The organism is Kitasatospora sp. NPDC004669 (assembly GCF_040609455.1).
Lineage (GTDB): Bacteria > Actinomycetota > Actinomycetes > Streptomycetales > Streptomycetaceae > Kitasatospora.
In genome coordinates this window covers 45,984-71,148 of record NZ_JBEXKB010000052.1, presented here as the reverse complement: position 1 = coordinate 71,148, position 25,165 = coordinate 45,984, and the positions used below count along the sequence as shown (strand labels likewise).

The following is a 25,165-nucleotide window of genomic DNA, read 5'->3' as shown; positions in this document are numbered from 1 at the left end:
TCGAAGCCCGGATCGTCCAACTCCAGCCCCAGGCGGTAATTTCCAGTCCATACGACACCGGACGGCTTCGGCGGCCTGCCGGTCGGTGAGGTTCTCCGAGTACTGCAGCACCGACACAAGTGCCAGCCGAGCCGGCGACAGGCCACGACGCCCGTCAGTCGGATACCACTCCTCGAAATCGTCGTCCGTGAACAGTCCGTCCAGATGATCGCGCACCCACATCGCCGCCGTGCCCCGCGGATTGCTCGCCCGGGCCATCCGTGCGGTCAACGGCGGGATCTCCCGCCGGGACCAGGAACCCATCGCCACCGCAGTCCACCCTTCGACCAGCCCGAATCTCCAGGCCAGGACAGCAGGTGGGCATAGTCAACGGCCGCCGATCGACGACAATCTCACCCTCGCCGGTGAAGATCACCAACAACATCCGGAACTCGCGCCAGATCCCGTGTACGTCGAGGACGCGTACGGCAGCGCCTATCTGTCGGCGGACCTCGACGGCCACGTAACGAACATGCACCCGCGGCGACTGAACCGGCGCACCCGTCAGTATCCGGTTACGTAGTTCCACCGATGCGCCCGCGCACGCTGTCCGGGAACATTACGGTGCGGCGTCGAGGCGAGGTCAACTCCGCGTTCAGCCCCGCAACTTACACACCGGGCCGCTCGGCCCACCTCGCTATGCGCGAATTCACCTGCGTACGCTTCCTGTCATCCGAAAGGCACGTCGATGATGCATCCCCCCGGCAGCTCGCCGCAGGGGCAGTCGCAGCAGCTCGACCATGAGCAGCCGCCGGCCCAGATACCTCCCCAGCCCGCCAGACCGGGCTTCGTCGGCACGGCGCTCGCAGCGGGCGGCAGCATGCTGAAGCGGGTCGTGGTCACTCTCATCGTCCTCGGCGTCCTTGCCGGCGGGGCCTACATCTGGAAGCACATGACCGGCGCGGCATCAACTGCCGCACCGGGCGACTGCGTTCAACAGACCGGCGGCCAGGCGGAGGGGACCCAGAACTTCAAGGTCGTCAGCTGCGCGGACTCGAAGGCCTCCTATCGCGTGCTCGGCAAGCTGGACCACCGCACCGAGCCCTCGAACGCCTCAACGGCCTGCGACCCGTGGCCAGCGACCACCGCCGCCTTCTGGGAGCAGACCACCCGCACCGGCGACGGCTACATCCTCTGCCTCGGAGACATCCATGCGTGAAGCCCCCGAGGAGACCAAGGAGAGCCAGGACCACCCGCTCAGCTTCATCTTCTACGCCGTCGTGTGCGCGGGCGTCGCCGCGGCCGCCCAGACCTCCCTCTGGGACGACCAGGTCGGCACCGGCGGCCGAAGGTACGGGGCCGCGACGCGGTTCCTCCACGCCATCGGCCCCACCTGGATCTCCATCCTCTTCGGACTCGTGGCGACGATGATGCTGCTGATCGGGATCCACCAATTCCGCAAGGGCTCCAACGACTGAGCGGGCACCGATCACTGCACCGCACCGGTTGGACCCCGCTGCTGACGGAGCGTCGGACATGGGCCCAACCGAGCCCTGCTATGCCCCGATCCGGCGGAGCGCGGCATGGTGGTCGCAGCCGCCCCCTCGGCAAGGCCCCGAGGTCCTTTTGGGCCGGCTCGCGTTTCGTGATCCGCCGGCTGGGTTGACCGTGCGCCTCCACTCGCAGGTCCGCCCAGCCGGTCGTCAGGCCCGCCCGGTTTACCAGGCCGCTCCGGCGTACGGGCGGGACCACAGCGACACCTGGAGCGTGACGGCCTTGAACCACGCCTGGTGCATCGCCTCGACCTCCTCCTCGGCGTGCCTCTTGGCCGCGAGGAACGGCCGCATGGTCGCCGTGATCGGGTAGATGAACGCGATCAGGTAACGCAGCGGCACGTGCGGGACGGACCGCGCGCCGTCGGTGACGTTCTTCTTCGCCGTCGTGTGGCGCAGCGCGATCTCCTCCTGCTGGGCGAGCCAGCGGGCGTCGTACGGGCGGGTGCAGGTGTCGGCGATCCACTGCCCGAACCGGCGGCGCACGGCGGCCAGGTACTCGTCGATGGGTGCACCCTCGGGGGTGGCGAAGTAGGCGAGCAGGTGGGGGTGGGAGCCGACGAAGCCGTACCAGACGTCCAGGATCCGCTCGGTCTGGTCGGCCAGGACCTCGCCGGCGAGTTTGAGTGCCGCGACGTCCGCGTTGGAGAACAGGGTCGCCGCGGCGAGGCCGTCCAGGTCGTCGGCGGTGACCGGGGAGGCGGGCTGCCCGGGATCGTCGTAGTGGTAGCCGGGAATGGGCACAGGCGTCATGGCCGTCCTCGAATCCTTGAGTCCGCGGACTCTGAATTAGGAGTCCTAACTACTGCGAAGCTATCGACTCACCCGGGTGTCGCGCAAGGGCTGATCAGCGCCCTCCGAGCGGAACTTGACGAAAGGTCAGTGCGGCACGGGCTGATAGTCCGGGCAGTCGACACGCAGGTCGGCCGCGCCGAGCGGGGCCTTCAGCAGCCCGCACCACTCACCCGCCCGCCCGTCCGGGTCCTCATCCCGCAGGAAACGGCAGGTCAGGCAGGTGCGCGCGACGGTGATGCGCCCCGTGCGGTTCAGCGAGGCGACGGTCTCCAGCAGGACCCGCAGTGCGGTGGCCCGCTCCTGCGTCGAGCAGGCGGACAGACCGGCGACGAGCGGATCCCGCCAACCGTGCAGCCGTTCGGCGGCCTCCCGGCCCGGGCCCGTCGGCACCCAGGACGACCGCCGGGTGTCGGTGACGTCCGGTACGGCCTCCAGCAGGCCCTTGCGGACCAGGGCGGAGGCGGCGTCGCTGACGGTCGGCGCGGAGACCTCCAGCCACCGCGCGAAACTGCCGGTGCTCTGCGGTCCCGCGGTCGGGGTGGTGACCCGCAACAGCAACTGCGCCTGGGTGACGGAGAGCCCCTCTCGCTTGGCCGCGTCGCGCAGCATCGCCCGCCCGGCGTCCCCGAGCCGCTCCACCGCGTCGATCAACCGAGCGTCAAGAGTGTCGAACCCCCGCTCCGCGCTGCCGTTCTCGGCCGCCACAAGGCCCCCTCCTACCGGCGCCCCAACGGACGGGCCCCGACGGCCACCCAGTCTATTCAGCACCGACCGGCCCACCCGGACCCAGGCGGGAGCCGGCCCCGCACCACCTTCACCCCGGGGCCGCCGGACGGATGGCGACGCCTCCCGTCACGCCCGGACCGATGCCTCGGCATCCCGTCACGCCTGGCGGCCGAACGGCGCAGGGTCCTCGCGGCGGGCCAGTGTCGCGAGCTCGTGGCCGAAGCCCACCACCAGCCGACCACTCGACGTCACGGTCAGAGCGTGAACCGGCAGCGGGAACACCAGCGGTCGGCCCGTCTGCTTCCCGGCGGCCAGATCCCACACGCGCACCGTCCCGTTGTTGTCGCCGACGAAAGCCATCAGGCAGCCGTCGCCACCGCCGACACCGGGGTCCATTCGGTCAAGGGTTCGCCGACCTCTTGTCCTGTGGTCAGGTCCCACAGCCGCACTCCGTCCCAACCGCTGGTGATGGCGCGGGCGCGGCCGTGCACCGTCACCGTCGTCACCGCCAGGACCGGGACGTCGAAGCTGGCCAGGAATTCGCCGACCCGCCGCCCGGTGGCCAGGTGCCGTTACACGCGGGGCCGGGTTTCCTCGACGAGGGCGGCGAGGTACCCCTGGGCCGTACGTGGTCGGGTGAGCGGCGCGGCCTGCCCGACCCAGAGGTTGAGGCAGTCGGGGAGTCCCCGTTCGACGGCCGCACGGCGGATGGGCTCGGTGAGTGCGCCCTGGAGCGGATACGGCGGGAGGTCGCCCTCGTACCGGGCCAGGTCCCGCACGAACCGGTTGGCGATGGTCCGGGCCTGGCGGCCGGAGAAGGCGCTGGTCAGCATGGTGACCCGGGCTTGCGGGCCGCGCAGGGCCTGCTTGTGGGCGGGGCTCGCGCCGGATTCGTCGGTGACGAGGAATCCGGTGCCGATCTGGACGGCATCGACCCCCGCCTCGTCGAGCGCGACCGCTTCGTCGACGGTCGTCGCCGCCCCGAGGGTGACGATGCCGCGCTGCCGGGCCTCGGCCAGGACGTTCCCGGGCGAGATGCCCATGACGAAGCTGAAGACCGGCGGCCGGGCCTCCAGCAGTGCGTCCACCTGCCGCTCGAAGTCGTGGCCGAACGACGCGGGGAGCGCCGGATCGGCCCCGTCATCCGCCTCGGCGGCGCCGGCGACATCCGCGGCCGCGCCCGTGCCACCCACGGGCAAGGCGAGCGCCCCGACCGCCGGAACGGGCACCACGGCAGGCTCCGGGACGGGCGGCGGGGCAGCCGGCAACACGGCGCGAACGCTCAAGCTCGCCCCGCCCAAGACCCTGCCCGGCGGCTACGTCCAGCAGACCAGCACCGTCGATCAGCCCGCCCCCGCAGGCGACCTCGCGATCGCCGATGGCACCGTGTACGCGACGTACACCAAGGGGCCGGACGCACAGGGCGATATCGCCGTCGAAATCGGCGGCTCGTTCGGAAGCATCGTGGACCCTGCCGCGTTCATCGAGGAGGCCAGCGACAAGCTCACCAGCAGCGGAAACGTCACCCGGCAGAGCCGACCGACCCCCTTCGACGCCCGGGACGCCAAGGACCCGAGCGCGAGGCTGGAGTGCGGCCTCACCACCCAGGGCGAGCCCGACCTCCCGGTCTGCATCTGGGCCGACCACTCCACCGGCGCGGTCGTCAGCTTCGTCAACGCCTCCGCGCCCGGTTCGCCCACGCGGATCGCCCTGGCCCAGGCCGCCGACCTGTCTCGCACCATCCGCGACGCGACGGTCGTCGCACAGTAGCCCGACAACAACCCTTCGCCCAGCCGCACCCCAACACCCGGGACATCCCGCACACCTGAGGGAGCGTCCGGCTCGCCCCGGGCCTCCACGCTTGCCAAATGATCAGCAGATATGAATCAATATGCAAGGTTCATTCATATCAGCTGATGGACCGCAGGCCGGGGGTGGGCCGGCGGACGGGGGTGGCATACGTGTCACGGTGGCAAACACCTGACGATACACAACTACTGGTGCACGAAGGCGAGATAACCCGGCTTCAGGCTGCCGTCGACGGCCTGCGCAGCGGCCGTGGTGCCGTGATCGAGATCGCGGGCGACCCGGGCATGGGCAAGAGCGCGCTCCTACGCGTGGTCGCCGACTATGCCCGGGCGCGTGGCATCCCGGTCTCCCAGGCCCGCGCCGTACGACGGCCGACCGTGCCGTATCAAGTCTTCGTGGACGCGTACGGCGACCGGATCACCCGTGAGACCGTCGATGAGCAACGTTACCGCTGCCGCTCCTTCTGGGGCTCCCCGGCCGACACCGGGCCGACCGGCGAGGACCACTTCCGCCGTGGCCGGGTGGCCCGCGAGCTGCTGGCCGACTGGGCCGCCACGGAGGGCAGCGCCGTGCTGCTGCTGGACGACCTCCATCTCTGTGATCCGGAGTCGGCCGAACTCGCCTCCCAGCTCATCCGCACTCCGGTACCAGGCCCGTTGCTCCTCGCCGTCGCGCACCGACCCCGCCAGACTCCCCTGCCCCTGCTGGAGGAGCTGAGCCACGGCGTACGGGCCGGCACCGTCGTTCGGGTCGAGCCGACCGCGCTGGACCCGGCGGCCGTCACTGCCCTCCTGGGCCAGCGGGGCCCGATGCTCGCCGACGGCCCGCCCGACGCCGTCGACGACGGGTGTCCTACGCCGGCCCCCGACATCGCCGACATCGCTGGCACACCCGGCGACGGCGACCGACTGTGCGCCGCCGCCGACGGCAACCCCGCCTACGTCCGCATCCTCGCCGCCGCCGACTGGCGTCCTGACGACTGGCCGGAGAGTCCCGGAGCGAACCGGGACGGACTGCTGCGCGAAGCGGTCGCGTTGGCCGCCGAGTTGGACGCGCTCACGCCGGAGGCGGCGGTAGCGGTCGGCGCTGCTGCGGTGTTGGGCGCCGCGTTCGATCCGGCGGATCTCGCGGCGGTCTCGGGACTCGATCACGCCCGGATCTACGCCGCACTCGCCGAACTGACCCGCGTCGACGTGCTCCGCCCCGTCTCCGGAGGCGTGCGGTTCACCTTCCGCCATTCGGTGCTGCGGCACGTCGCCCATGAACGTGCGGATGCCGTCATCCGGTTGTCGGCCCATCGCCGGGCGCTGGACCTGCTCAAGGATCGCGAATCCACGGCCGCCGCCCGCGCACGGCATGCCGAGCAGGTGATCGGCATGGACGGCGTCGCCGCGCTGGAGCTGCTGGTGGAAGGCGCCCAGGAGGTCGCCGACGACGCGCCGGCCACGGCCGCGCGGTGGCTGCGACTGGTGCTCGAATCCCTGCCCGGCGGCGAAGCGCTCGGACTGTCCCGGGAATCCCTGGTGCTCGCCCGGGCCCGGGCGCTGGCCGCCACCGGTCAACTCGCCGACGCGCGGGCACTTTCCCAGGAGGTGCTGCGCAACGCGGCGCAGCTCGACCCGGAGCTCCGCGCCGAGGCGTACATCGTCTCCGCCGCCTGCGAACGGCAGCTCGGGCGCTACCGGGAAGCGGAGGCCCTGGTACGTGCGGCGCTGGGTGACGTGCCCCGGCCGCTGCCCGAACCGGCTCCCGCGCACGTTGCCGAACTCGCCCTGGAATACGGCCGGGCCTCGCTGTTGGAGGGAAGGTACGAGCAGTCGCACCTGCTGGTCGGGCGTGTGGTGCAGGCCGCGAACGGCGTCGATGACCACGCGTCGGCGCTGGCCGCCAAGGCACTCGTGGCTTTCGGCGACACCTACCTCGGCGACGTGGCCGCCGCAGCGCCTGTGGTCACCGACTGCGCCAGGCAGCTGGACAGCCTGCCGGATGCCGTGTTGGCCCGCAACCCCGAACTCCCGGCCGCGATCGGCTGGTCCGAACTGTTCCTGGAGCGCTTCTCGGCCGCCTCCCGGCATTTCGGGCGGGGCCTGGCCGTCACCAAGGCCGGCAGCCCCCAGCAGATACGGCCGCACCTGCTGCTGGGGCAGTGCAACCTCGACACCTGGACCGGCCGGCTCGACCGGGCCGTCGCTTCGGCGCTGGAAGCCGAACGCCTGGCCCGTGTCGCCGGCGCCCACGACGTGGTCGGCCGCGCCATGGCCCTTCGTGCGATGGCACTCGCGTGGGCACAGGGCACGCAGCAGTCCGCTGCCGTCGTCGCGCTCGCCGAGGCCGGAACCCACAGCACCCGTCCCGGCGACAGCTGGTGGGCAGGCTCCAAGGCCGGCGCGCTTGCCCAGACACAACTCATCACCGGTGACGCCCCCGGGGCGCTGCGGACCCTGCTGGAGGACGGCGGGGGCGACGGCTTGCCGTTGCTCCAGCCCACGCTGCTCCCCCAGTGGCTGGGCGTCCTGACCATGGCGGCAGTGCACTGCGGAGACCGGACCGGCGCCGAACGCTGGGCTCGGCAGGCCGACTCGGCCGCCGACAGGTTGGGGCTGCCCGGCCAGCGCATGCACGCCCACCGGGCACGGGCCCTCGTCCACGCCTCCGGGCACGAGCACGACACCGCCGTTGTCCTGTTCGAGCAGTCGGCGCAGGGCTTCCGGCGCGCCGGCCTGCCGATCCAGCAGATCTGGACCCTCGTGCTGGGCGCGGCTTCGACAGCGGCGGTCCACGGCCCCGCGGCTGCCATGGCGCAGCTGGACTCGGCCCTGCAACTGGCCCGTCACTACGGCGCCCTGCGGCTGTCCGAGGAGGCCTTGCGGGAACAGGAGAAGCTGACGGCCCGTGCGCCCAGGGTCCCCCTTCCCGCGTCGGGCCGGCACCAGCCCCTGAGCCTGCTCACCGAGCGCGAGCGCGAGGTCGCCCAGCTGGTCGGCGCCGGCGGTACCAGCCGCCAGGTCGCCCACCAGCTCGTGCTGAGCACTCGCACCGTGGAGACGCACCTGCAGCGGATCTACCGCAAGCTGGACGTACCGTCACGAGCCGCACTGGCCCGCCTGGTCGAACGAGAGCTGCACAGCCCGGGGTAGGCCGGGGAGGAGCAGTCCGGGCTCAGCCGGGGACGCGGTTCAGCTCGTCGCGCACCCGGCTGCGCACGCCGGCCACGGCCGGGGACGTGGTGAAGGCATCCGCCACCTTGACCAGCCAGGCGACCTCCTCATCGATGCCGACCTGCCCCTCGGACGGGACGTATCCGGCTGACGGACCGGCGGGGTAGCGGTGCCCGGCCTCGGCTGCCTCCAGGGCGGCGGCGATGCCGGCCGCCTCCACCGTCACGGCAACCTCATGCCGCCGGCGGGAGCGCGCGCCGCCGGTGGTCTGATCGAACTCGGCGACCCACGACGGCACCTGCGGGTGCACGTACGGACGGAGCGCGAGCTGGCCGTCGCGAATCTCGATGATGCGGCGGTAGAGCGCGAACTGCGCACCGTGCGGCGTGCGCCGCCCCACCCGCGCGGTGTCCGGCAGCAACTCCACCGCCGGTACCGTCTCCCGCAGCGCCGACCACAGCGGTTCCAGTCGGCGGTACGCGTACCGGGCGCGCAGCGGTCGCGACCACCTCGTCAGCCGGCCGGCCCAGGCGGGCGCAGTCGCTCCCGCCAGCATCAGGACGACGCAGACGAGCGCCGGCACGGCGGACACCGCGCTCTCGGCGCCGATCTCACCGCCGGTGGTCAGCACGTCCAGCATGTCGTTGACGTTGCTGGTGGTCCAGAGCAGCCCGATCACGGTGCCGGATGCCATCAGCCGCAGTCCGGAGCGAAGGGCGCCCGGCGGCATACGGCGGGCGGAGCGACCGATCAGCAGTCCGAACACGGTCAGCCGCCAGACCAGGTGGACCGTGAGCAGCCCGATGTAGGCAACCAGGACGAACCGCCCCCGGCCGTGCGCGATGACGAGGTCGCCCACCTGGGTGGGGTCGGCGGCGGCGTACGCGACGACGCTCAGCAGGAAGGCCCCGGCCGTGATGGCCGCCTGCCGTCGAAGCCCGCCCCGGACCCCGCCCCGGACACCGTCCGGTGGCTGGATCGAGTAGGCCAGCATGGCCAGGAAGCCGACGGCGACGAGTTCCAACTCGTCGCCGACGAGCCTGAGGCAGCCGAACCCGAACCAGGACCAGGGCCAGGACCCGAGGCCGCTCGCCGCAGCGAACGTCGCCGGAGCCGTGACCACCAGCCCCAGCCCCAGGCACAGCCCGCAGGCGTAGACGTAACGGAGCGCCGGATCCGACCGCCGACCGCGGTCGGACAGGGCCTTTCCGGCCGTTCCGCCGAGGGTGATCAGACAGGCGAGGTAGTCGGCCACGTCGGCCAGCCGGTCACTCATGACCAGCCGCACGGAGCCTCGGCGCGGGCCCGAACACGGAGCCCAGCCGGGTCACCCGACCGTCGGGATCGCCGACGCCCGTCGACGGGGTCCGGGCCCGGTGCCTCGCGCGCTGCAGGACGAGGGAGGCGATGAGCTCGGCTTCCCGCTCCTGACGATCGGAGTAGGCCGAGCGGCCGAGCACGCGCCGTATCAGCTCGCCCGACAGATGGGGCATCAGCGCCTCGGACGCGGCGGATCCGAGCGCGGTCGTGCCGGTGTGCCCGCAGAGCAGATGGCCGACTTCATGGAGCAGGATGTGCTGCTGGTGCAGCACGCTGGTGTCGGAGGGGTACCCGATGTAGTCGGCCCGGTCGGTGCTGGCCAGGATCCCGCACGGGCCCCTGCTCCGCCCCGGCAGCGGCACCAACTCGAGCGGCCTGCCCCGCATTCGCGCCAGTGTCGCGGCGAGGGCCGGCATCTCGAAGGGCTTCGGAAGGGGCAGCGCTTCCGCGATCTCCCGGCACCTCCGCCACAGCTCCGCGTCCTCGTGGTCCCCCTGCCTCACGCTTCCCCCCAGCCCTTCGACAGCGCGCCGAAAAGAAATGATCTTAGGCCGGACGACAGGCCGGCTGGAATCAGCCGGCCCGCCCGGCGTTGGCCTCGCGCCGGGCGATCGCCTCGATCATGTCGCTGATCGTGCCGAGCCCATCGGCGGACAGGGCCACCGCACGCAGGGCCACATCGCGCACACCGGCATCGCGCAGGGCGCCGAGCAGCTCCAGTTCCTCGGCGATCCGCGCACTCCGCTCGTCGTCGAAGAAGTAGACCGGGGACACCTGGAAGAACGTCGCCAGCGCCTCCAGGTGACGCTTGGTCGGGTTGTCGCGACGACCGGTGCGCAGCTGCCACAGGTACGTCGCCGAGAAGCTCTCACCTGTGGCCTCACGGCACGCCCGGGCGACCTCGTCATTGCTGTACGGCTCGCGGTTGGGACGGCGAACCACCTGGAACAACCTGTCGATCTTGTCGGCGAGCGTCGACGTGCCGGGGCCGGGATCAAGCACCGCAGACCTCCCTCACATCACACCTCGCGCCGTTCGCCCGGATGCACCGAGCCTCTCGTCGCGATCATCCTAGGTGACGCCAGGCCACCGCCGGCCTGGGCGTGGGGCCGGGCGCGACCCCGGACCGTCCAGGGTTCGGGTCATCACCCGGATCACCTCACCCTCGTCCACCACGACCATCAAGACCGCAGGCTCCCGCCCACGACCAGCACGAGCACCCCGGAGAACCGCCACGCCAGGCCTCCGAGCAGCACGTTCGAAGACGGCGAAGGCTCAGTGCGTGATCCCCGCAAGGGCATCCCCTTCTTTGGCGCAGACGAGGCCACCCTCGCAGCACCGCTCCCAGCCGTCGGATCCCGGACTGAGCAAGGTCACCCCGCGCCGGTCGGCCTCCGCAGGTGCTCTCCAACGCGAGAACCGCAGCCTCAACGACTCCACCACCAGGTCGGTGGACCGCGGGCCCGGCACGGTGACGGGCCCGGGCAGCACGGATCGCACCGATCTGCGGCTCCTCCCACACCAGCCCGCACAACCAGGTGTTCCTGGAGGGGATCCGGGCTGCGCTCACCGCCGACTCCGCCTTCGCCGACGGCGACTACCTGGATCCGCCACGGGCCGGGCTCCGCGCGTTCGCCCGGGTGTACGCGGGCTGGGGACTGTCCCAGGCGTTCTGCTGGGACCGGGTGTACGAGCAGCTGGGGTTCGCCTCGCTCGGGGACTTCCTGAGCGGGGTCTGGGAGCGGACCTTCGCCGACCTGGACGCCAACGACCTGCTCGCCATGATGTGGACCTGGCAGCACGCCGACATCGGCCACACCCCTTCGACGGCGACACCGTCGCCGCACTCGCCGCACTCGCCGCGATCAAGGCGAAGGCGCTGGTACTGCCCTCGCAGAAGGACCTCTACTCCCCCCCGGAGGACGAGGAGTGGAACGTCCAGCACATCCGGACGCCGAGCTCCGCGCCATCCCAGGTGTCTGGGGCCACCTCGCCGGCGGCGGCTCCGACCCGCAGGCCGCAACGTTCATCGCCACGGCGCTGCGCGACCTACTGGCGCGCTGACCTGCTGGTGGCACCATGTCCATCGAGGACAAGGCCGTCGACCTTGAACGCCGTCGACTGGGACAAGCTCCCCGGGCTGCTGCAGCAGGCCTACACCACCCTCGGCATCGCCCACCCGACCGACGAGTACGTCATCGTGCAGTACGACACCTTCAACCCAGGGCCCGCCGTGCTGGTCTACGTCAAGGACGCCTACGGCAGCGCCTACCTGTCGGCGGACTTCCAGGGCAACGTGAAGAGGACCCAGGCGCGCCCCCAGTAGGCCGGTCCGGCCACCTCCGGAGAAGGTTAGGTAATTCTACCGATGTCCCCGCGCGCGGGGTCTGGGATCATGGTTCTGCGGCGTCGAGGCGAGGTCCACTCCGCTCTCCGCTGACACTGACGCACCATCAACTCTCCTGAGGCAGTGGAATCATGAAGAAAACCACGTTCGCCGTTTCGGCGAGGGTCGCCACCCTTGCCGGACTCGTCGGCCTCGGCCTGACCACCGTAACGGCGTGTTCCGGTGGATCCGCCGACACCGCGAAGCCCGCCAACACTGCGAAGCCCGCCATAACCCCGCCGAGCACCGCGGTCGCGCCCGGCTCGGCGGGTTCGGCCGCACCGGCGCAGGCCGCGGCGCACGGGGATGCCACCCGCTACCAGGCGTCCAGCTGGCTTCCCGCGAAGAGTCTGCCGCTGTACGGCACGTACCTGTGGGTCTCCGAGAACACCGAGGACCCGAAGTCCACCGACGCCGCCCTCAACTGGATGTACGCCTGCAGCGACAACAGCAAGGAACCGACCGCCACCCTGGAGGTCTCGGCCTACCAGACCAGGCAGTACAAGACCGACCTCAAGACCGACCCCAGGGCCGGCGCCTTCCAGTGGATGCTCTTCTTCAAGGACGAGGCCACCGCGAAGGCCGCGCTGACCAAGATCGAGAACGACTACTCCTCCTGCGCCGCCCGCGAGTCCGACGACTCCGGCCCGACCACGGTCGTCAAGACGGCCACCGGCTCCGGGGGCGTCAGCTGGCTCACCACCTCTCGGGACAAGGACGGCAAGCCGCACATCAGGTTCACGGATGTCGGCGCCGACGCCCACGAGTACTTCGTCCAGTCGGGCAACGTCATCAGCCTGGTCCAAGCCCTGGGCGACACGCCCGCCATCGACCCCGCGCCGGCCGACGACCAGGTGCTCAGCGCCATGGCCGCGGCCCTGGCGACGATGCGCTGAACCCGATCGCCGCGCCCGCCATCGCCCCAGGCCTGACGCGCGCGCCGAACACTCGTCCTGGGCGGAGTTCCACGGCGACTTCGTCTTCGGACGCGCGTTCCAGCAGATGGGTATGGACGGACCGGACGCGGCGGAGATCGCGCGGGACACCTCGTCCTTCCAACTGGACTCCGAACGCCTGCTCACCCGTGAGGACAACCCCTGGGCGCGGCTCGCCCGGTGACCGTCCCTCTCCATACCCGTCCCGGGTCAGGCCCAGCCGCCGACGCCGCTGTGGGCCGCCGGCGTTGCCAGCTCGGCCCGGGACGATTCCCCGACCGTCTGGTAGATCCTGGCCGACTGGTCCTCGACGGTGCGGGGGCTGAGGCACAGCCTGGCGGCTGCCGCCCGACTGGTGAGCCCGTCGGTGACCAGCTGCACGATCTCCAGCTCCCGGGTGGTCAAGGTCGCCAGCCGGTCGGGGAGTTCACTCACGCGCGTGAGGACGGCCGGGCACCCGGCCTCGGCGAGGCCGACCAGCAGGCCGACGCCGTCGTTCGACGCGAGCTGGTGGCCCCGCTGCCACATCGCGGACGCCCGGGAGCCGTCGCCCGCGGTCTTCATGACAGGAGCGCCGAACAGCCGGGCATACGCCTCCCTGAGCACGGCCCCGAACTGGGCCCTCTGCTGCGTGCACGGAGCGCCGACCTGGAGATCATCAGACATGGTCGAAACGCCACTGGGCGCTTCGGTCCGGTCGGGTCAATCACGTGGTCGACGTCAGCGATCGAGCTCAACTCGACGTCGGTCAAGACAGGATGGCGATGATCGCGCCGCAGAGAGTACGACAACGGCCCGGTCAGGCCGCAGACTGGTGCAGCTTGAACGGCGAACCGTGGGACCTTTGGGGGGCAAGGCCATGGCATCGGTTCGGGGCGCGGGATCAGGCCGGGGCGTTCAGGTGTTGACGGGCGGCGGTGAGGATCTCGTGGGAGAGGTCCGGGTCGTCGCTGGCGCGGGCGAGCAGGATGGCGCCGACGAGGGTGGACAGTTCGGCGAGGGCGGTGCCGCGGGCGTCCGCGTCGCCGCCGAGCTGCTGGAAGCCGTCGACGAGGTCGCGCAGGCCCTCCGTGAAGGCTTTGCGGATCGGGGCACCGGGTTCGGCGCGGATGGCGTCGGCGGCCAGGGCTGCGGCGGCACATCCGCCGCCGGGGTTGTCCCGGTGGAGGTCGGAGAGGTAGCGCGCCAGGAACTCGACCCGGCCGGACCGGTCGGAGGGGGCGGCCCGGTCGGATGAGTCGGCCTCGGCTAGCCGGTCCATGGCTTCGCGGCGCTCGGTGAAGGCGGCCTGGAGGGCCTGGACGATGAGGTCGTCCTTCGAGGTGAAGTGACGGTAGAAGCCGCCGTGGGTGAGTCCGGCGGCGGCCATGGCCTGGGGGACGCTGACCTGGTCGGCGCCCTTCTCGCGGATCAGCCGGGAGGTGTGGTCGATCACCTGCTGCCGGTGCTGCTGGGCCTCGGCTCGTGACACTCGGGGCATGGTCGGCGGTCCCTTCTTCGTCCTGAGCCTTCTGGAGCTCTTGAGGATCCTACTTCCGCATCCCATATAGATGATGGTAATAATCTAAACGCCATCCTAGAGCAAGGAGAACGCACATGACCGTGATCGAAGGCTCTGTCGCACTGGTCACCGGAGGCCGGCGCGGTATCGGCAAGGCATTCGTCGAGGAACTGCTGCAGCGCGGCGCGAAGAAGGTCTACGCCACCGCCCGCAGGCCCGCCCCGAGCCCGGATGAGCGGGTCGAGGTCCTCCCCCTGGACGTCACCGACGACACCTCCGTCGCCACCCTGGCCGAGCGCGCCCGGGACGTCGACCTCGTCTTCAACAACGCCGGCGTCCTGCACCCGGCACCGCTGCTCACCGCGGACCTGCGACTGGTCCGGGAGACGTTCGAGACCAACGTCTTCGGCCCGCTGCGGATCGCCCGGGCGTTCGCGCCGGTGCTCGCCGCCCGCGGCGGAGGCGCCCTCGTCGACATGCACTCCCTGCTGTCCTGGGGTGCCGGCGCCGGCGCGTACGGCGCGTCCAAGGCCGCCCTGTGGTCGCTGACGAACTCCCTGCGCCTCGAACTCGCCGCTCAGGGCACCCAGGTCGTCGGCGTGCACCTGGGCTTTGCGGACACCGACATGGTCGCGGCCATCCCGGTCGAGAAGATCGCGGCCGCCGACGTCGCCCGCATCGTCCTGGACGGCGTCGAGCGCGGGGAGAGCGAGATCCTCGTCGACGACGCCACACGCGCGATCAAGGCCGCACTGTCCGGGCCGGTGGAAGGCCTTGCCATCGCCATCCGCCGCTGAACCGCCACCCCGCCCGAAGCCGCACCCCACCACATCGAGGAGAACCATGCCGCTCTGGCACATCTACCACCCTCCCGGCACCTACACCCCGCCGCAGAAAAAGCAACTCGCCGACGACATCACGGGGCTCTACACCCGCTTCGGGCTGCCGAAGTTCTACGTCGTGGTGCTCTTCCACGAGATCGACGCCGACTCGTTCTACGTGGGCGGCGAGCCCACGCCGGACGCCGTCCGCATCGTCGTCGAGCACATCGCCCGGCACACCAGCGACCCGGACATGCGCCGGCGCACCCGGGAGGCGCTCGCCGCGCTGCTCGCGCCGCACACCAAGGACCGCGGGCTGTACTGCGAGTTCCACATCGACGAGACGCCGCAGGACCTCTGGATGATCGACGGCATCGCCCCGCCCCCGCCGCAGAGCGAGGCCGAACAGCACTGGGCCCGGGAAAACCGCCCGATCCCGTACTGATCGCCGCCACGGCCCGGCCGGCAGCGCGCGCTGCCGCGCTGCCGGCCGGGCCCGGAAGTGCCTCGTCCTCGTCCGATCCGAGCAGGAGCAAAGGCGGTATGGTCCGGTTGGCTGTCCGCAGGCCGGAGCACCAAGGTGCTTGTCAGGCGACGGGATACGCTCATCCAGGCCTCCTGGGGACCGACTCAGGCGGGGCGAACGCATGGCACCCTCGGGAGAACCAGGCTGATCCATTGTCACGTGCTCGGGAATGACAGCCACTGGAACGAACCGGAAACGCCGTCCAGCGGAGAAGCTGCCACCCTGACCCGCTGGTCTACCGAAAGTTGGCCGACTCCTGATGGACCTGGTGCTCGAAGAGATCGACAGCCTCCTCACGGATTACATGTACGGGGACGACGGCGCCCTCGGTGGCCTGCTTGCCGCAGGACCGGCGAGCCTTCGCCGGCTTCTCGCCATACGGGCGGGCCGGGCCGAGCCGGGCTGGGACATGGCAGAGATCATGCGCCGCGACCGGGACGACTACCGGCGCCCGGCCTCCTTGCAAATACACCTGGCCGACGCCTTCCCGGACACCTTCTTCGATGAGGTGGCGGAGGACCCCGCGCACGAACCGATGGTCATGGAGACGTTGCAGTACCTCAAGGATCAGCGGGCTCTGCCGTTCCTGGAACGCCAACTGCTGTCCCGTTGCCCGGAGTACCGCCGTCAAGCGCTGCGGGGTCTGGCCGTGAACGGGACGGCCGATCATACGGAGGCCATCGCCGCGTGCCTCGCGGACCCCGAGGTGCGATCCGAAGCACTGAACACGCTGGCGCGGCTGGGTGACGCCCGTGCTGTTGGACCGTTGCTGCGCGAGCACACAGCGGACGACTCCTCTTTCGCCCGGCGCGCAGGTGTGGCCCTGGACCAGGTCGAACAGCGCATCGGCGAGCCGCTGGCACCGCCGCTCTGGCGCGAGCTGGGGCCGGTGACGTTCACCGCGGCCACCGTGGGGCTTGGCGTGCCGTGGAACGTGGCCGAGGTCCTAGTGGAACCCGGGCAGCCCGTCCGGGCCGGCGAACTCATGGCCACCCTGTCGAACGACGCGATCGACCAGGAACTGATCGCAGACTGGCCCGGCACGGTCACGGAGGTCCGGATCGCGGTGGGCGACGAGATTCCGGAGAAGGCCGTCGTCCTCGTTGTGAATTGCCGCCGCCGGATCGGATAGCAGTACGAGTACGGTCTGCGCGACAGTCGGACCGGAGTTGACGATATGACAGCATCTCGGGGGCTCGTCTTTTCCGCGGATAGCGGACGCGAGCGGGCACAACATGCCCAGGCTCCGCCACGGCCCCGTCGTCAGACCCGGCCCCTACGATCGGGCCCATGAATGACGAGACTTCGTACGCACCCCTGACGCTCTCCGAATACGACCACGAGCCGGAGTCCTACTACCTGATGCTCACGGACGACGCCATGGTCGCCGTCGAGGACGAGTTCACGGCCTGCGGCCGGGAAGGCAATGGGTACGGCTGGGAGGGCGTCGCCCGCTCGGCGGTGCGCTCGCACGCGCCCGAGGTGGCGGACCGCCTGACCTACGGTTCCGAGGCGGGGATGTTCGTCGCCCGCAGCCATGACCTGGACGCCCTGCGACGCCTCGCCACGCTCCTGTCCCAGGCGTTCCACGATCGCACCCAGCTGGCGGAGTTGATACGCAGCGTCCATCCGGACGACCTCGACTGACCATCAATCAGATATCTTCGCAGGGTAGGGACGCCACGCGCGCCCTCCGATCGCGGGCCTCTGGCGGTCGGGAGATGGGCTACACCAGCCCGGTCAGCCGGAAAGCCGGTCCCCTTCGCGTCGGCTGCCACCCGTGATCGAGCGCGGCGCGAACTCCCGTCCCGACGGTGGAGGGAACCACGGGAAAGGCCGATGTCGCGGCCATCAACACCGCGCCCTTCTGATCGGCCCGCTCAACCACGAAGTCGAACCGCCCCCACGCGCACCCTGTGCAGCAACGGGCCCCGCTGTACACACGCCACCGGTACGCCACGCCATCGACCGTGATCAGGCAGGTGCCCTCCTTCCGCAGAGCCAACTGCCCTCCACCACTCCGACGCAAGGTCCCGGCCAGTCCCAGATCGTTCGCGCCTCACAACAGCCCATTCAGACAGCAGACAGGTACAGCTTGAATGGCGGTGACTGATTTGGTGCTTCTGGCACGCCGAGTTGATCTTGGCGTTCTGCTGGTTGATCGTTGGGTCTTGTGTCCGGGACCCCGCCGCTGCCGAGCTATGCGGAACTGGGTGCAGTCGTTGGCGAGTTGCGGAGCGAGCTGGCTGCAGCCAGGGCGGAGATCGCTGAGCTGCGGGCGGAGAACGCGGAGCTCTAGCTGTACTGACCCGCGAGGTTGGGGACGCGGCTGGCGGGTGGCTTGCCTGCGAGTGCGGTGTGTCCGCGGTGGTGATTGTAGGTGTGGAGCCAGTCGGGGTAGGCGTCGCGTCGTTCCTGCTCGGTTCGGTAGGGCCTGACGTAAGCCCATTCGTCGAGCAGGGTGCGGTTGAAGCGTTCGACCTTGCCATTGGTCTGCGGCCGGTAGGGACGGGTTCGCTTGTGCGCGATGCCCTCGGCGGCGAGGGCATCGCGCCAGGCATGTGACTTGTAGCAGGAGCCGTTGTCGGTCAGCACGCGTTGGACGGTGATCCCGGCCCGGGCGAAGAACGCGTTCGCCCGGGCCCAGAACGCCGTGGCGGTCTCCTTGCGCTCGTCGGTCAGGATCTCGTTGTAGGCCAGGCGGGAGTGGTCGTCCACGGCGTTGTGTAGGTAGCTGTAACCGGCACCGGAGCGGTTCTTGCGGCCGGCCTGGCGTCCGAGGACCTGGTGGCCGCCGCCGTCGGGGATGTTGCCGAGCTTCTTGATGTCGACGTGGACCAACTCGCCTGGCATGGAACGCTCGTAGCGTCGGATGACGCGGCCGGTCGCGCGGTCGAGGTGCGCCAGGCGAGCCAGGCGGTAGCGGGTGAGGACGCGGTGAACGGTGGCCGGGTTCAGTCGCAGGAGGTAGGCGATGCGGGCCGGTCCCCACCGGCGCAGGACGCGGACCTTGATGATCCGCCGTTCGGTGCGGGTCGGGATACGGCGCGGGCTGCGGTGCGGTCTGGAGGACCGGTCGGTCATGCCGGCCTCGCCGAGCGTGCGGTAGCGGTCAGCCCAGCGCTTGGCCGTGGTCGGTGAGACCTGGAAGCGCTCGGCGGCCCGTCGCAGCGGCCAGCCGTCGTCGACCACGCAGCGGGCCAGGCGCAGGCGTCCGGTCTCGGTCAGCGGTGCGTTACGGTGTGGCATGAGGGCCTTTCTGGTCGCCGGGTAGATGTCGCAATCCACACCGAGCCAGAAGGCCCTCACTCATTTCAAGATCACCACGCCGTGAACCCTGTCACCAACCTCCGTGGCCAGTACACCTAGCGCGTCATGCCACTGCGCCGTCGCGAACCGCCCCGTCACGGACGGCCCCGGCTCGGGCACGCAGGCGGCGGAGCATCCGGGCGTCCTGGAAGCCGGCCGCCCTGGCGGCCGCCTCCGTGGTCGCGCCGTGCGCGATGAGGTGCTCGGCCCGCTCGACGCGCAGTTCCTGCTGGTAACGCAGCGGGGTGAGCCCGGTGGCCTCGGTGAAGTGGCGGGTGAGGGTGCGCTCGCTGACGCCGGACGCAGCGGCAAGGTCGGTGAGGCTCAGCCGGGTGGTGAAACGGGCGTCGATCAGGTCCTGCACCCGATGGACGGCGTCGACCAGGTGGGCGCGGTGCCGGAGCATCGCGCTAGCCTGCCGCTCGTCGCCGTTGCGCCGGGCGTAGACGACCATCTCCCGGGCGATTCGGGCGGCCGCCGCCGGTCCGTGCCGGACAGCGACGAGGTGTAGGGCGAGGTCGATGCCGCTGGCGATGCCCGCCGAGGTGACCACCCGGTCGTGCTCCACGTACAGCACGTCGCGCACCACGCTCGCCCTCGGGTAGCGGCGGGCGAGTTCGTCCTGCACGTCGTGGTGCGTGGTGCAGCGGCGGCCGTCCAGCAGTCCGGCGCGACCGAGCGCGTCCGCGCCCGCGCAGACGCTGGCGACCGTGCCGCCGGCCGCGTGGTGGGCGGCCAGGTGCTCCAGCGTCGCCGGGGACAGGTCCCCGTGGGCCCGCAGCACCGGTGCCCGCCAGCCGGGGACCACCACGAGGTCCCCGGGCGACAGCCGCGGCCACGCGGCGGCGGCCCGCAGCGCGATCCCCTGCGCGGTGGGGACGTCCTCCTGCTCGGCGACGTAGCCGATCTCGTACCCGAGTCCGTGGTCGTTCGCGGTCGAGAACACCTGGGCGGGCCCGGCGAGGTCCAGCAGGTGCAGCTGCGGGACGAGCAGGAAGACGACGCGGGTCACGATCCGGTCAGCTCCTTCACGGTGATGACGGTGGCGAAGCGGCCCGCCAGAGCGTACTCGGTGCGGGCGGTGATCTCCTCCGTGGAGAGCGTGCGCGGGTCGGCGAGGATCTCGTCGAGGCTGCGCCCGACGGGGGCGTCGCGGTGCTCGATCGGGTGGGTGGCGGTCGCGTCGATCACGAAGGTGACGTCGTAGCCGAGGTCGGCGGCGACCCGGGTCGTGGTCTCGCAGCACTGCTCGGTGCGGATCCCGCTGACCACCAGCTCGCGGATCCCGTGTTGGGTGAGCAGCTGCTGCAGGTTGGTGGTGGTGAAGGCGTTGTGCGAGGTCTTGGTGATGACGGGCTCACCCTCCGCCGGGACCAGCCCGTCGATCAGGTGGACGTGGCCGAGGGCGGGGTCGAACACCGTCCCGGTGCCGGGCTCGGAGTGCAGGATCCAGACGACGAGGTCGCCCTGTGCCCGGGTGTGCTCGACGAGCCGGTTCACCTGCCCGACGATCCCGGGGTTGGAGACGGCCGCCCAGTTCTCGCGCTGCCGGAAGGATTCCTGGACGTCGATGACGAGGAGTGCGTTGGTCATGCCCCGATCCTCGCCGCTGCGGGGTGCCCGGGCGTAGACCCCATCGGGCCTGGATGCGGAACGATCCGGTCAGGACTGGTGGCTTGCTGCCCGGGCTGGAGGTCCCCAGTGGGGAAGTCGCAGTCGTTTCATCCACACCGTGCCAGATCCTTGTAATCACGGGGGAAATTGTTCTTGTGGGCCACATCCCGCCCGTTGTCCTTGTTGATGTACTGCGTGAATACCAACTCGGCATCCCCAATCTCCTCGCCGAACAATTCCACGACGCGACGATCGTGTTCCATGTGGTACGTCATCGGCGGCGGCCTCGTCGGATACCTGCCCCGGGAGGACGCCCCCGGATGGCGCGGTCCGGGCCGACGGCGGGTCCGCTGCCGCAGGCCAGGTCGGCGAAGGCACCGGCTGTCGCCCGTTACTCCTGTGGGGCGGCCTGGAAGCTCATGGAGGCGCCAGCCGCAGCGGCGTCGGTCAGGTCGAGCGCGACCGGGAGAACCTCGTCGCCGAACTGCTCGACCAGGGCTGAAAGTTGTTCCGGCCAGGGTCCGCTTCCATCCCGGATAGAGCGGTGCCGCCCCGATGCACTTCGCCTGTCCCCGCGCGAGAAGGCATCTGCGAGCTCTCCGCTGGAACAGCTCGCCATGCCCCGGATGGTCACCTGGTCGAAGGCCGCTCCCGAGATGCGCAAGATGTTCGCTTCGGTGGTGAGCGGACACTTCACCGTTCCCCAGCAGTACGTCTCGTCGCGCCGATCATCGGCCCCCGACTGGTCCGGCGGCTGTCCAAACGGACCGAGTCCAAGACCGAGTTCCTCAACCACCGGCGACACCGTCATCACCTCACTCACCTGCGAGAAGCGACGCGAACTCCGGGAACTCGCCGAGGCCACCGACTTCTCCATATTCACCACCATCGACATGGACGAGATGCTGTCGCTGCACCAGACCACGCCGCACTGGGCGGTGCGCTTCCCCCAGCCACCGGCGCCACGACCGCAGAGGATGCTGCCGCCCGACGCACACGCCCCGAAGGAAGCCCGGTACATCAAGCAGCTGGTACGGGCCTACGGAGAACTCTGGGGAGAGCAGGCCGACACCCTCGAGCGCATCGCCCAACACGAAGAAGCACGTGATCATATGCGCAGGCAGCGCGAGGCCTTCTACAGTGCGGAATCCCTCCGCTTGTTCGCCCGTGACTCGACAACGGACGGGCACTTCGAAGCCGTCCTCGACGACGTCCACGACATCGTGGTCGAGGTAGCGGCCGGCAGATTCGACTTCGGGTACGACCGCATGCAAGCAGTCCTGGCCGCTTCCGGGAACGTCGGACTCGCCAAGACGATCCTCACCGAATTCGTGCGGCCATTGGACCGCAAGGGGGTCTGCCACCACCTGGTGAACGCCGACCGCTTGGCTTGGCGCCGGGGAGGTACCGCGTGAACCCGCTGAACAGCCCCCTCGAAATCGGGATGCGCGCACTGGTCCTGCTGGCCGAGAGCCATCCCGAACCCCTGGACCTGGCCCAGATCACCCTCCTCGACTACGCACTCCTGCGCAGCGGAGAGTTCGACGGCCCGCCGAGCCTCCACCCTGACCTGTCGGCCCGGTCGGGCGAACTAGGCATGAAGCGCGGATTGTTGGAGCAGGCGTTGCTCGTCCTGATCCGGGCCGAGCTGGCCCGCCTTGAGCCCGTCGCCGACGGGCTTGTCTACCGCGCGACGGAGCGGGAGCCCGCGTTCGTCGAACTCCTCGAGACCCCCTACGTCGAGCGCCTGCGCGAGCGCGCCGAATGGGCCGTCCACCAGTACGCGCCCGGCGCCGACGTGCGAGCGGCCACTCGTGCACTCCTCAACCGCCCTGCCGAGACGCCCCTACCCCCCGAGGTTCCCCGTGGCTGACCTGCGACTGACCCACCTCACGTACGCCGGCTCCGGAAAGCCCACCGCCCGCGTGGCCTTCGGCCCTGACCTCACCGTCATCTACGGCGCTTCCGACACCGGCAAGTCCTTCATCGTCGAGTCCATCGAGTACATGCTCGGCGGTGCGCGTCTGCCGCTCATCCCCGAAGCCGACGGCTACAGCCAGATCTTCCTCGGGCTGCAAATGCCCGACGGAGCGCCGATCACCCTTGTCCGGCGACCGGGCGCCGGCACCGTCGCCGTCCACTACGAGGACCTGCGCGACCTGGTCACCCGGAGGTCCGACCGGGAACTGACTGCAGTCCACCGCTCGGGCAGCTCCCGCAGCCTCTGCGCCATACTCCTCGCGGAACCCGGATACGCCGACGCGCAGATCCGCAAGAACGACGCCGGCGGCACCCGCGGACTGTCCCTGGCCGACCTCGTGCACCTGTCCCTGGTAACCGAGACCCGCATGGGCGACCCCCTCTCCCCGGTCCTGCGTTCGAACGCGGCTTCCGGAAAGACGGCTGCCGCCTCGGTGATGAAGTACCTGCTTACCGGCGAGGACGACCCGGTGGTCGACACCTGACCGAACGCCGATCAGCGCCGGGCCCACAAGGGCCAGATCGGGCTCCTCGACCAGATCGTCCTGGAGCTCTCCGCCAAGCTGACGAGCCGGGAGAACGCCTCCCAACTACGCGAACGGCTGACCCGGATCCAGGCGACCATCGACGCCCAGTCCCGCTCCCTGCGGGTGATCACCGACCGCCACGTCGGCGCGGTCGCCGACCGCATGAATGCCGCACGGGAGCTCGCTGCCGTTGAGTCCCGTCTGGCCGAAATCCACGATCTGCTCACCAGGTTCGGACTGCTCGAACAGCAGTACCGCTCCGACCTCGACCGGCTCGCGATGGTCAGCGAAGCCGGCAGCATCCTCGACTACTTCCGCGTCGGCACCTGCGTGTTCGGCTCTTCGGCGCCCGCGGGCTGGAACCGGCTGCTCGGGCAGAGCGTAGGTCAGCCACACGGCCTTGCCCCGAGGGGTGGGGTGGATCCCCCAGGTCGAGGTGAGGGCGTCGACCAGGAACATGCCCCGGCCGCCTTCGTCCTGCGGATCGGCCTCCCGGCGACTGGGTGCGACGTTGGAGGCGTCCAGGACCTCGACGAAGACCTCCTGTCCGCGGGCGACCAGGGCGAGGGTCAGCAGGTTGCCCTTGCCATGCAGGACGGCGTTGGTGACCACCTCGCCGACCAGGAGGGCGAACGTCCCAGCCACGTCCTGGTCGAACTGGTATCCCCAGGCGCGCAGTTGGTCGACGGCCCGGTGGCGGGCGACCCCGACCGTGGCCGGGGTCGACGCCAGGAACCAACGCGTGGTGAAGGTGGTCATGAGCCGTCCCTGTTCGTCGCCCTCGAAGGTCGTCGCCCAGCGGGGTAGCCGGGGCGAAGCGGGTGGATACCGCTGCCGGGGACGGGTGAGTGGCGGCCCGGCCCTCGATCAGCTGGTGGCGCAGGTCTAACAAGAGGAGCTTCCTTCAATGAGCCTCCGCCAACTTGAAGGCACAGGTCAAAGGGCTGGCGTGACGGTCTCCCGAGGTTCTCACGCTGGTCGGAGGCGGCAGTCTCCGGAGTAGATCGTCTGTCAGCGGTTGACTTCAAGATTCGTCAGGACGAGCAGGGAGCGCAGGAGGTGGGTGGCGCGGGTGGTCTCCGTGCTCACTCGCAAGTCCAGTGCGTCGCGCAGTAGTTCCGGTCAGGAACCCGAGCTGCCGCAGCATCGTCATCCTTCCGCCATCCCGACGGCGGCATCTGCCTCGGCGAGGCTCTCCCAGCCCTTCTGCTTGAGTACAAACGCGGCGACGAGGGCGGCGACCACCAAGAAGGCGGCGGAGATGTGGAACGCCGTCTGGACCGCGCGGTCACCGGGCCCGACGGCGGCTACCGTCTCGACGTGCCGGGCCCCGGCTCGTACGTCCTGATCACCTCGGCCGGAGGTTCCGCCGACGCCAGTAGCGGCAGCGGTTCTCCTGTCCGGGACCGGTCTCGATGTTCTGCCCGTTCTGTTCTTCAGGGCCGGTGACCCGGCACCGCCGGTCTCAGGACCAGGCGATCTCGCCATGGCGGTCGATGAAGCGTCCGGTGCCGGCACCGGGCCCCTCGGTGGCGAGGGCGACGATCGCGTCCGTGCCCTCGGTGACGGTCTGGGAGCCGCTGTGACCGTTTATGTCGGTCGCGGTGTAGCCGGGGTCGGCGGCGTTGACGCGAATGCCCTTGAGCCCTTTGGCGTACTGCGTGGTCAACATCGTCAGCGCCGCCTTCGAGGAGGCGTACAGCGGCACGACGACGTGCGACTCGGACCGGCCGGGGTCGTGGGTGAAGGCGAGGGAGCCCATGCCGCTGCTGACGTTGATGATCACGGGGTCGTCCGAACGGCGCAGCAGCGGCAGGAACGCGGTGGTGGTGCGGACCACGCCGATGACGTTGACGTCGAGGACGGCGCGGGCGTCGGCGGCGGTGAGATCGCCGGGATCACCGAAGGGACCCTGGACCCCCGCGTTGTTGATCAGGACATCGATCCTGCCCTCGTGCTCGGCGACGTCCGCGGCGGCGGCGGCCACGGACGCGTCGTCGGTCACGTCGACGGGGACGAAGCGTGCGCCCAGCGCGGCGGCTGCCTCCTCACCCCGCTCACGGTCGCGGGCTCCCAGGAGAACGGTGTGACCGCACGCGATGAGGCGGCGGGCGGTCTCGCGGCCGATGCCCTTGTTGGCTCCGGTGATGAAAGTGATCGTCATGCCTTCGATAGTTGCCTTGACGAGGGAACCGGACCAGGGACGCTTCGACGGTGGGAAGACCA

Annotated in this window: 31 protein-coding genes; 14 read left to right on the top strand and 17 right to left on the bottom strand. The window is 70.3% G+C overall.

The genetic code is table 11. The features are described 5' to 3' along the window. On the bottom strand, window positions 1–270 hold a 270-nt coding region (locus ABZW30_RS33435; RefSeq protein ID WP_355674982.1), incomplete at its 3' end, for a transposase. Window positions 271–727: 457 nt separating this feature from the next. Between ABZW30_RS33435 and ABZW30_RS33430 the strand changes: the two genes are divergently transcribed. Next, entirely contained in the window at window positions 728–1,198 is a 471-nt protein-coding gene (locus ABZW30_RS33430) for a hypothetical protein (RefSeq protein WP_355674981.1), read from the top strand. After that, window positions 1,191–1,457: a hypothetical protein gene (locus tag ABZW30_RS33425; protein ID WP_355674980.1), complete on the top strand. Its 267-nt coding sequence runs from the start codon at window positions 1,191–1,193 to the stop codon at window positions 1,455–1,457. The genes ABZW30_RS33430 and ABZW30_RS33425 overlap by 8 nt, the downstream gene beginning before the upstream one ends. A 240-nt stretch (window positions 1,458–1,697) precedes the next feature. Here the strand turns inward: ABZW30_RS33425 and ABZW30_RS33420 are convergent, their stop codons facing one another. From ABZW30_RS33420 to ABZW30_RS33405, 4 genes are all read right to left on the bottom strand, one after another. Beyond that, window positions 1,698–2,285, bottom strand: a complete 588-nt coding sequence (locus ABZW30_RS33420) for a protoglobin domain-containing protein (protein ID WP_355674979.1) — start codon at window positions 2,283–2,285, stop codon at window positions 1,698–1,700. Window positions 2,286–2,411: 126 nt separating this feature from the next. Continuing rightward, window positions 2,412–3,032, bottom strand: coding sequence for a MarR family winged helix-turn-helix transcriptional regulator (locus ABZW30_RS33415; RefSeq protein ID WP_355674978.1), 621 nt, complete (start codon window positions 3,030–3,032; stop codon window positions 2,412–2,414). Window positions 3,033–3,209: 177 nt separating this feature from the next. Further along, entirely contained in the window at window positions 3,210–3,449 is a 240-nt protein-coding gene (locus ABZW30_RS33410; RefSeq protein ID WP_355674977.1) for a hypothetical protein, read from the bottom strand. Between the two features lie 176 nt (window positions 3,450–3,625). Next, entirely contained in the window at window positions 3,626–4,246 is a 621-nt protein-coding gene (locus ABZW30_RS33405; RefSeq protein ID WP_355674976.1) for a nitronate monooxygenase, read from the bottom strand. On the opposite strand from ABZW30_RS33405, the gene ABZW30_RS33400 reads away from it, so the two are divergent. Together ABZW30_RS33400 and ABZW30_RS33395 are read left to right on the top strand one after the other, a co-directional pair. After that, a complete protein-coding gene (locus ABZW30_RS33400; protein WP_355674975.1) occupies window positions 4,236–4,823 on the top strand; it encodes a hypothetical protein in 588 nt (195 codons plus the stop codon). The genes ABZW30_RS33405 and ABZW30_RS33400 overlap by 11 nt on opposite strands. Window positions 4,824–5,053: 230 nt before the next feature. After that, on the top strand, window positions 5,054–7,999 hold the full coding sequence (locus ABZW30_RS33395) for an AAA family ATPase (RefSeq protein ID WP_355674974.1): 2,946 nt from the start codon (window positions 5,054–5,056) through the stop codon (window positions 7,997–7,999). Between the two features lie 22 nt (window positions 8,000–8,021). On the opposite strand, the gene ABZW30_RS33390 is transcribed toward ABZW30_RS33395, so the two are convergent. From ABZW30_RS33390 to ABZW30_RS33380, 3 genes are all read right to left on the bottom strand, one after another. Beyond that, window positions 8,022–9,296, bottom strand: a complete 1,275-nt coding sequence (locus ABZW30_RS33390; RefSeq protein ID WP_355674973.1) for an MAB_1171c family putative transporter — start codon at window positions 9,294–9,296, stop codon at window positions 8,022–8,024. After that, window positions 9,289–9,726 (bottom strand): ParH-like protein, encoded by a 438-nt coding sequence (locus tag ABZW30_RS33385; protein ID WP_355674972.1) that lies wholly within the window; start codon window positions 9,724–9,726, stop codon window positions 9,289–9,291. Before ABZW30_RS33385 ends, ABZW30_RS33390 begins: the two co-directional genes overlap by 8 nt. 187 nt (window positions 9,727–9,913) lie before the next feature. After that, entirely contained in the window at window positions 9,914–10,342 is a 429-nt protein-coding gene (locus ABZW30_RS33380; protein ID WP_355674971.1) for an XRE family transcriptional regulator, read from the bottom strand. 927 nt (window positions 10,343–11,269) lie between these two features. Here ABZW30_RS33380 and ABZW30_RS33375 point away from each other — a divergent pair. From ABZW30_RS33375 to ABZW30_RS33365, 3 genes are all read left to right on the top strand, one after another. After that, window positions 11,270–11,404, top strand: coding sequence for a hypothetical protein (locus ABZW30_RS33375; protein ID WP_355674970.1), 135 nt, complete (start codon window positions 11,270–11,272; stop codon window positions 11,402–11,404). A gap of 43 nt (window positions 11,405–11,447) precedes the next feature. Continuing rightward, on the top strand, window positions 11,448–11,666 hold the full coding sequence (locus ABZW30_RS33370; protein ID WP_355674969.1) for a hypothetical protein: 219 nt from the start codon (window positions 11,448–11,450) through the stop codon (window positions 11,664–11,666). Window positions 11,667–11,818: 152 nt separating this feature from the next. After that, window positions 11,819–12,622 (top strand): hypothetical protein, encoded by an 804-nt coding sequence (locus ABZW30_RS33365; protein ID WP_355674968.1) that lies wholly within the window; start codon window positions 11,819–11,821, stop codon window positions 12,620–12,622. Between the two features lie 249 nt (window positions 12,623–12,871). Here the strand turns inward: ABZW30_RS33365 and ABZW30_RS33360 are convergent, their stop codons facing one another. Next, window positions 12,872–13,327, bottom strand: coding sequence for a helix-turn-helix transcriptional regulator (locus tag ABZW30_RS33360; RefSeq protein WP_355674967.1), 456 nt, complete (start codon window positions 13,325–13,327; stop codon window positions 12,872–12,874). Window positions 13,328–13,544: 217 nt separating this feature from the next. Then, the gene (locus ABZW30_RS33355; protein ID WP_355674966.1) at window positions 13,545–14,141 is read right to left on the bottom strand and encodes a TetR/AcrR family transcriptional regulator; all 597 of its coding nucleotides are present in this window, start codon (window positions 14,139–14,141) and stop codon (window positions 13,545–13,547) included. A gap of 116 nt (window positions 14,142–14,257) precedes the next feature. Between ABZW30_RS33355 and ABZW30_RS33350 the strand changes: the two genes are divergently transcribed. The 4 genes from ABZW30_RS33350 (at window position 14,258) to ABZW30_RS33335 (ending at window position 17,156) form a co-directional block, all read left to right on the top strand. After that, a complete protein-coding gene (locus ABZW30_RS33350; protein ID WP_355674965.1) occupies window positions 14,258–14,959 on the top strand; it encodes an SDR family oxidoreductase in 702 nt (233 codons plus the stop codon). A 46-nt stretch (window positions 14,960–15,005) separates the two neighbouring features. Then, window positions 15,006–15,428, top strand: a complete 423-nt coding sequence (locus ABZW30_RS33345; RefSeq protein ID WP_355674964.1) for a tautomerase family protein — start codon at window positions 15,006–15,008, stop codon at window positions 15,426–15,428. A 340-nt stretch (window positions 15,429–15,768) separates the two neighbouring features. Next, window positions 15,769–16,641, top strand: a complete 873-nt coding sequence (locus tag ABZW30_RS33340) for a HEAT repeat domain-containing protein (RefSeq protein WP_355674963.1) — start codon at window positions 15,769–15,771, stop codon at window positions 16,639–16,641. Between the two features lie 158 nt (window positions 16,642–16,799). Further along, entirely contained in the window at window positions 16,800–17,156 is a 357-nt protein-coding gene (locus ABZW30_RS33335; RefSeq protein ID WP_355674962.1) for an immunity 51 family protein, read from the top strand. A 648-nt stretch (window positions 17,157–17,804) separates the two neighbouring features. Here the strand turns inward: ABZW30_RS33335 and ABZW30_RS33330 are convergent. From ABZW30_RS33330 to ABZW30_RS33310, 5 genes are all read right to left on the bottom strand, one after another. Next, entirely contained in the window at window positions 17,805–18,758 is a 954-nt protein-coding gene (locus tag ABZW30_RS33330) for an IS481 family transposase (RefSeq protein WP_355674961.1), read from the bottom strand. A 124-nt stretch (window positions 18,759–18,882) separates the two neighbouring features. Next, window positions 18,883–19,830 (bottom strand): AraC family transcriptional regulator, encoded by a 948-nt coding sequence (locus ABZW30_RS33325; protein ID WP_355674960.1) that lies wholly within the window; start codon window positions 19,828–19,830, stop codon window positions 18,883–18,885. Further along, window positions 19,827–20,411 carry an isochorismatase family protein gene (locus ABZW30_RS33320; protein ID WP_355674959.1) on the bottom strand — a complete coding sequence of 195 codons (585 nt, stop codon included), beginning with the start codon at window positions 20,409–20,411 and terminating at the stop codon, window positions 19,827–19,829. The genes ABZW30_RS33325 and ABZW30_RS33320 overlap by 4 nt, the downstream gene beginning before the upstream one ends. A 128-nt stretch (window positions 20,412–20,539) precedes the next feature. After that, window positions 20,540–20,695, bottom strand: coding sequence for a hypothetical protein (locus ABZW30_RS33315; RefSeq protein ID WP_355674958.1), 156 nt, complete (start codon window positions 20,693–20,695; stop codon window positions 20,540–20,542). Between the two features lie 128 nt (window positions 20,696–20,823). Further along, window positions 20,824–21,327 (bottom strand): hypothetical protein, encoded by a 504-nt coding sequence (locus ABZW30_RS33310; protein ID WP_355674957.1) that lies wholly within the window; start codon window positions 21,325–21,327, stop codon window positions 20,824–20,826. Between ABZW30_RS33310 and ABZW30_RS33305 the strand changes: the two genes are divergently transcribed. The 3 genes from ABZW30_RS33305 to ABZW30_RS33295 are packed head-to-tail and all read left to right on the top strand — an operon-like array spanning window position 21,326 to window position 22,897. Beyond that, window positions 21,326–21,847 carry an ABC-three component system protein gene (locus tag ABZW30_RS33305; protein WP_355674956.1) on the top strand — a complete coding sequence of 174 codons (522 nt, stop codon included), beginning with the start codon at window positions 21,326–21,328 and terminating at the stop codon, window positions 21,845–21,847. The genes ABZW30_RS33310 and ABZW30_RS33305 overlap by 2 nt on opposite strands. Next, window positions 21,844–22,305: an ABC-three component system middle component 2 gene (locus ABZW30_RS33300; protein ID WP_355674955.1), complete on the top strand. Its 462-nt coding sequence runs from the start codon at window positions 21,844–21,846 to the stop codon at window positions 22,303–22,305. Before ABZW30_RS33305 ends, ABZW30_RS33300 begins: the two co-directional genes overlap by 4 nt. Beyond that, window positions 22,298–22,897, top strand: coding sequence for an ATP-binding protein (locus ABZW30_RS33295; protein WP_355674954.1), 600 nt, complete (start codon window positions 22,298–22,300; stop codon window positions 22,895–22,897). The genes ABZW30_RS33300 and ABZW30_RS33295 overlap by 8 nt, the downstream gene beginning before the upstream one ends. Before the next feature lie 105 nt (window positions 22,898–23,002). Here ABZW30_RS33295 and ABZW30_RS33290 read toward each other — a convergent pair whose 3' ends face one another. Continuing rightward, window positions 23,003–23,698, bottom strand: a complete 696-nt coding sequence (locus ABZW30_RS33290; protein WP_355674953.1) for an ATP-binding protein — start codon at window positions 23,696–23,698, stop codon at window positions 23,003–23,005. Between the two features lie 706 nt (window positions 23,699–24,404). Next, window positions 24,405–25,103, bottom strand: a complete 699-nt coding sequence (locus ABZW30_RS33285) for an SDR family NAD(P)-dependent oxidoreductase (RefSeq protein ID WP_046426084.1) — start codon at window positions 25,101–25,103, stop codon at window positions 24,405–24,407. Window positions 25,104–25,165: the final 62 nt, after the last annotated feature.

Bases quoted from the DNA above. Each gene is read 5' to 3' on its own strand.
- ABZW30_RS33410 (WP_355674977.1), bottom strand. From the start codon at position 3,449: ATGGACCCCGGTGTCGGCGGTGGCGACGGCTGCCTGATGGCTTTCGTC.
- ABZW30_RS33310 (WP_355674957.1), bottom strand. From the start codon at position 21,327: ATGTCGATGGTGGTGAATATGGAGAAGTCGGTGGCCTCGGCGAGTTCC.
- ABZW30_RS33330 (WP_355674961.1), bottom strand. From the start codon at position 18,758: ATGCCACACCGTAACGCACCGCTGACCGAGACCGGACGCCTGCGCCTG.
- ABZW30_RS33285 (WP_046426084.1), bottom strand. From the start codon at position 25,103: ATGACGATCACTTTCATCACCGGAGCCAACAAGGGCATCGGCCGCGAG.
- ABZW30_RS33345 (WP_355674964.1), top strand. From the start codon at position 15,006: ATGCCGCTCTGGCACATCTACCACCCTCCCGGCACCTACACCCCGCCG.
- ABZW30_RS33425 (WP_355674980.1), top strand. From the start codon at position 1,191: ATGCGTGAAGCCCCCGAGGAGACCAAGGAGAGCCAGGACCACCCGCTC.
- ABZW30_RS33385 (WP_355674972.1), bottom strand. From the start codon at position 9,726: ATGCGGGGCAGGCCGCTCGAGTTGGTGCCGCTGCCGGGGCGGAGCAGG.
- ABZW30_RS33335 (WP_355674962.1), top strand. From the start codon at position 16,800: ATGAATGACGAGACTTCGTACGCACCCCTGACGCTCTCCGAATACGAC.
- ABZW30_RS33365 (WP_355674968.1), top strand. From the start codon at position 11,819: ATGAAGAAAACCACGTTCGCCGTTTCGGCGAGGGTCGCCACCCTTGCC.
- ABZW30_RS33340 (WP_355674963.1), top strand. From the start codon at position 15,769: ATGGACCTGGTGCTCGAAGAGATCGACAGCCTCCTCACGGATTACATG.
- ABZW30_RS33290 (WP_355674953.1), bottom strand. From the start codon at position 23,698: ATGACCACCTTCACCACGCGTTGGTTCCTGGCGTCGACCCCGGCCACG.
- ABZW30_RS33320 (WP_355674959.1), bottom strand. From the start codon at position 20,411: ATGACCAACGCACTCCTCGTCATCGACGTCCAGGAATCCTTCCGGCAG.
- ABZW30_RS33390 (WP_355674973.1), bottom strand. From the start codon at position 9,296: ATGAGTGACCGGCTGGCCGACGTGGCCGACTACCTCGCCTGTCTGATC.
- ABZW30_RS33420 (WP_355674979.1), bottom strand. From the start codon at position 2,285: ATGACGCCTGTGCCCATTCCCGGCTACCACTACGACGATCCCGGGCAG.
- ABZW30_RS33350 (WP_355674965.1), top strand. From the start codon at position 14,258: ATGACCGTGATCGAAGGCTCTGTCGCACTGGTCACCGGAGGCCGGCGC.
- ABZW30_RS33305 (WP_355674956.1), top strand. From the start codon at position 21,326: ATGGACGAGATGCTGTCGCTGCACCAGACCACGCCGCACTGGGCGGTG.
- ABZW30_RS33360 (WP_355674967.1), bottom strand. From the start codon at position 13,327: ATGTCTGATGATCTCCAGGTCGGCGCTCCGTGCACGCAGCAGAGGGCC.
- ABZW30_RS33430 (WP_355674981.1), top strand. From the start codon at position 728: ATGATGCATCCCCCCGGCAGCTCGCCGCAGGGGCAGTCGCAGCAGCTC.
- ABZW30_RS33315 (WP_355674958.1), bottom strand. From the start codon at position 20,695: ATGGAACACGATCGTCGCGTCGTGGAATTGTTCGGCGAGGAGATTGGG.
- ABZW30_RS33355 (WP_355674966.1), bottom strand. From the start codon at position 14,141: ATGCCCCGAGTGTCACGAGCCGAGGCCCAGCAGCACCGGCAGCAGGTG.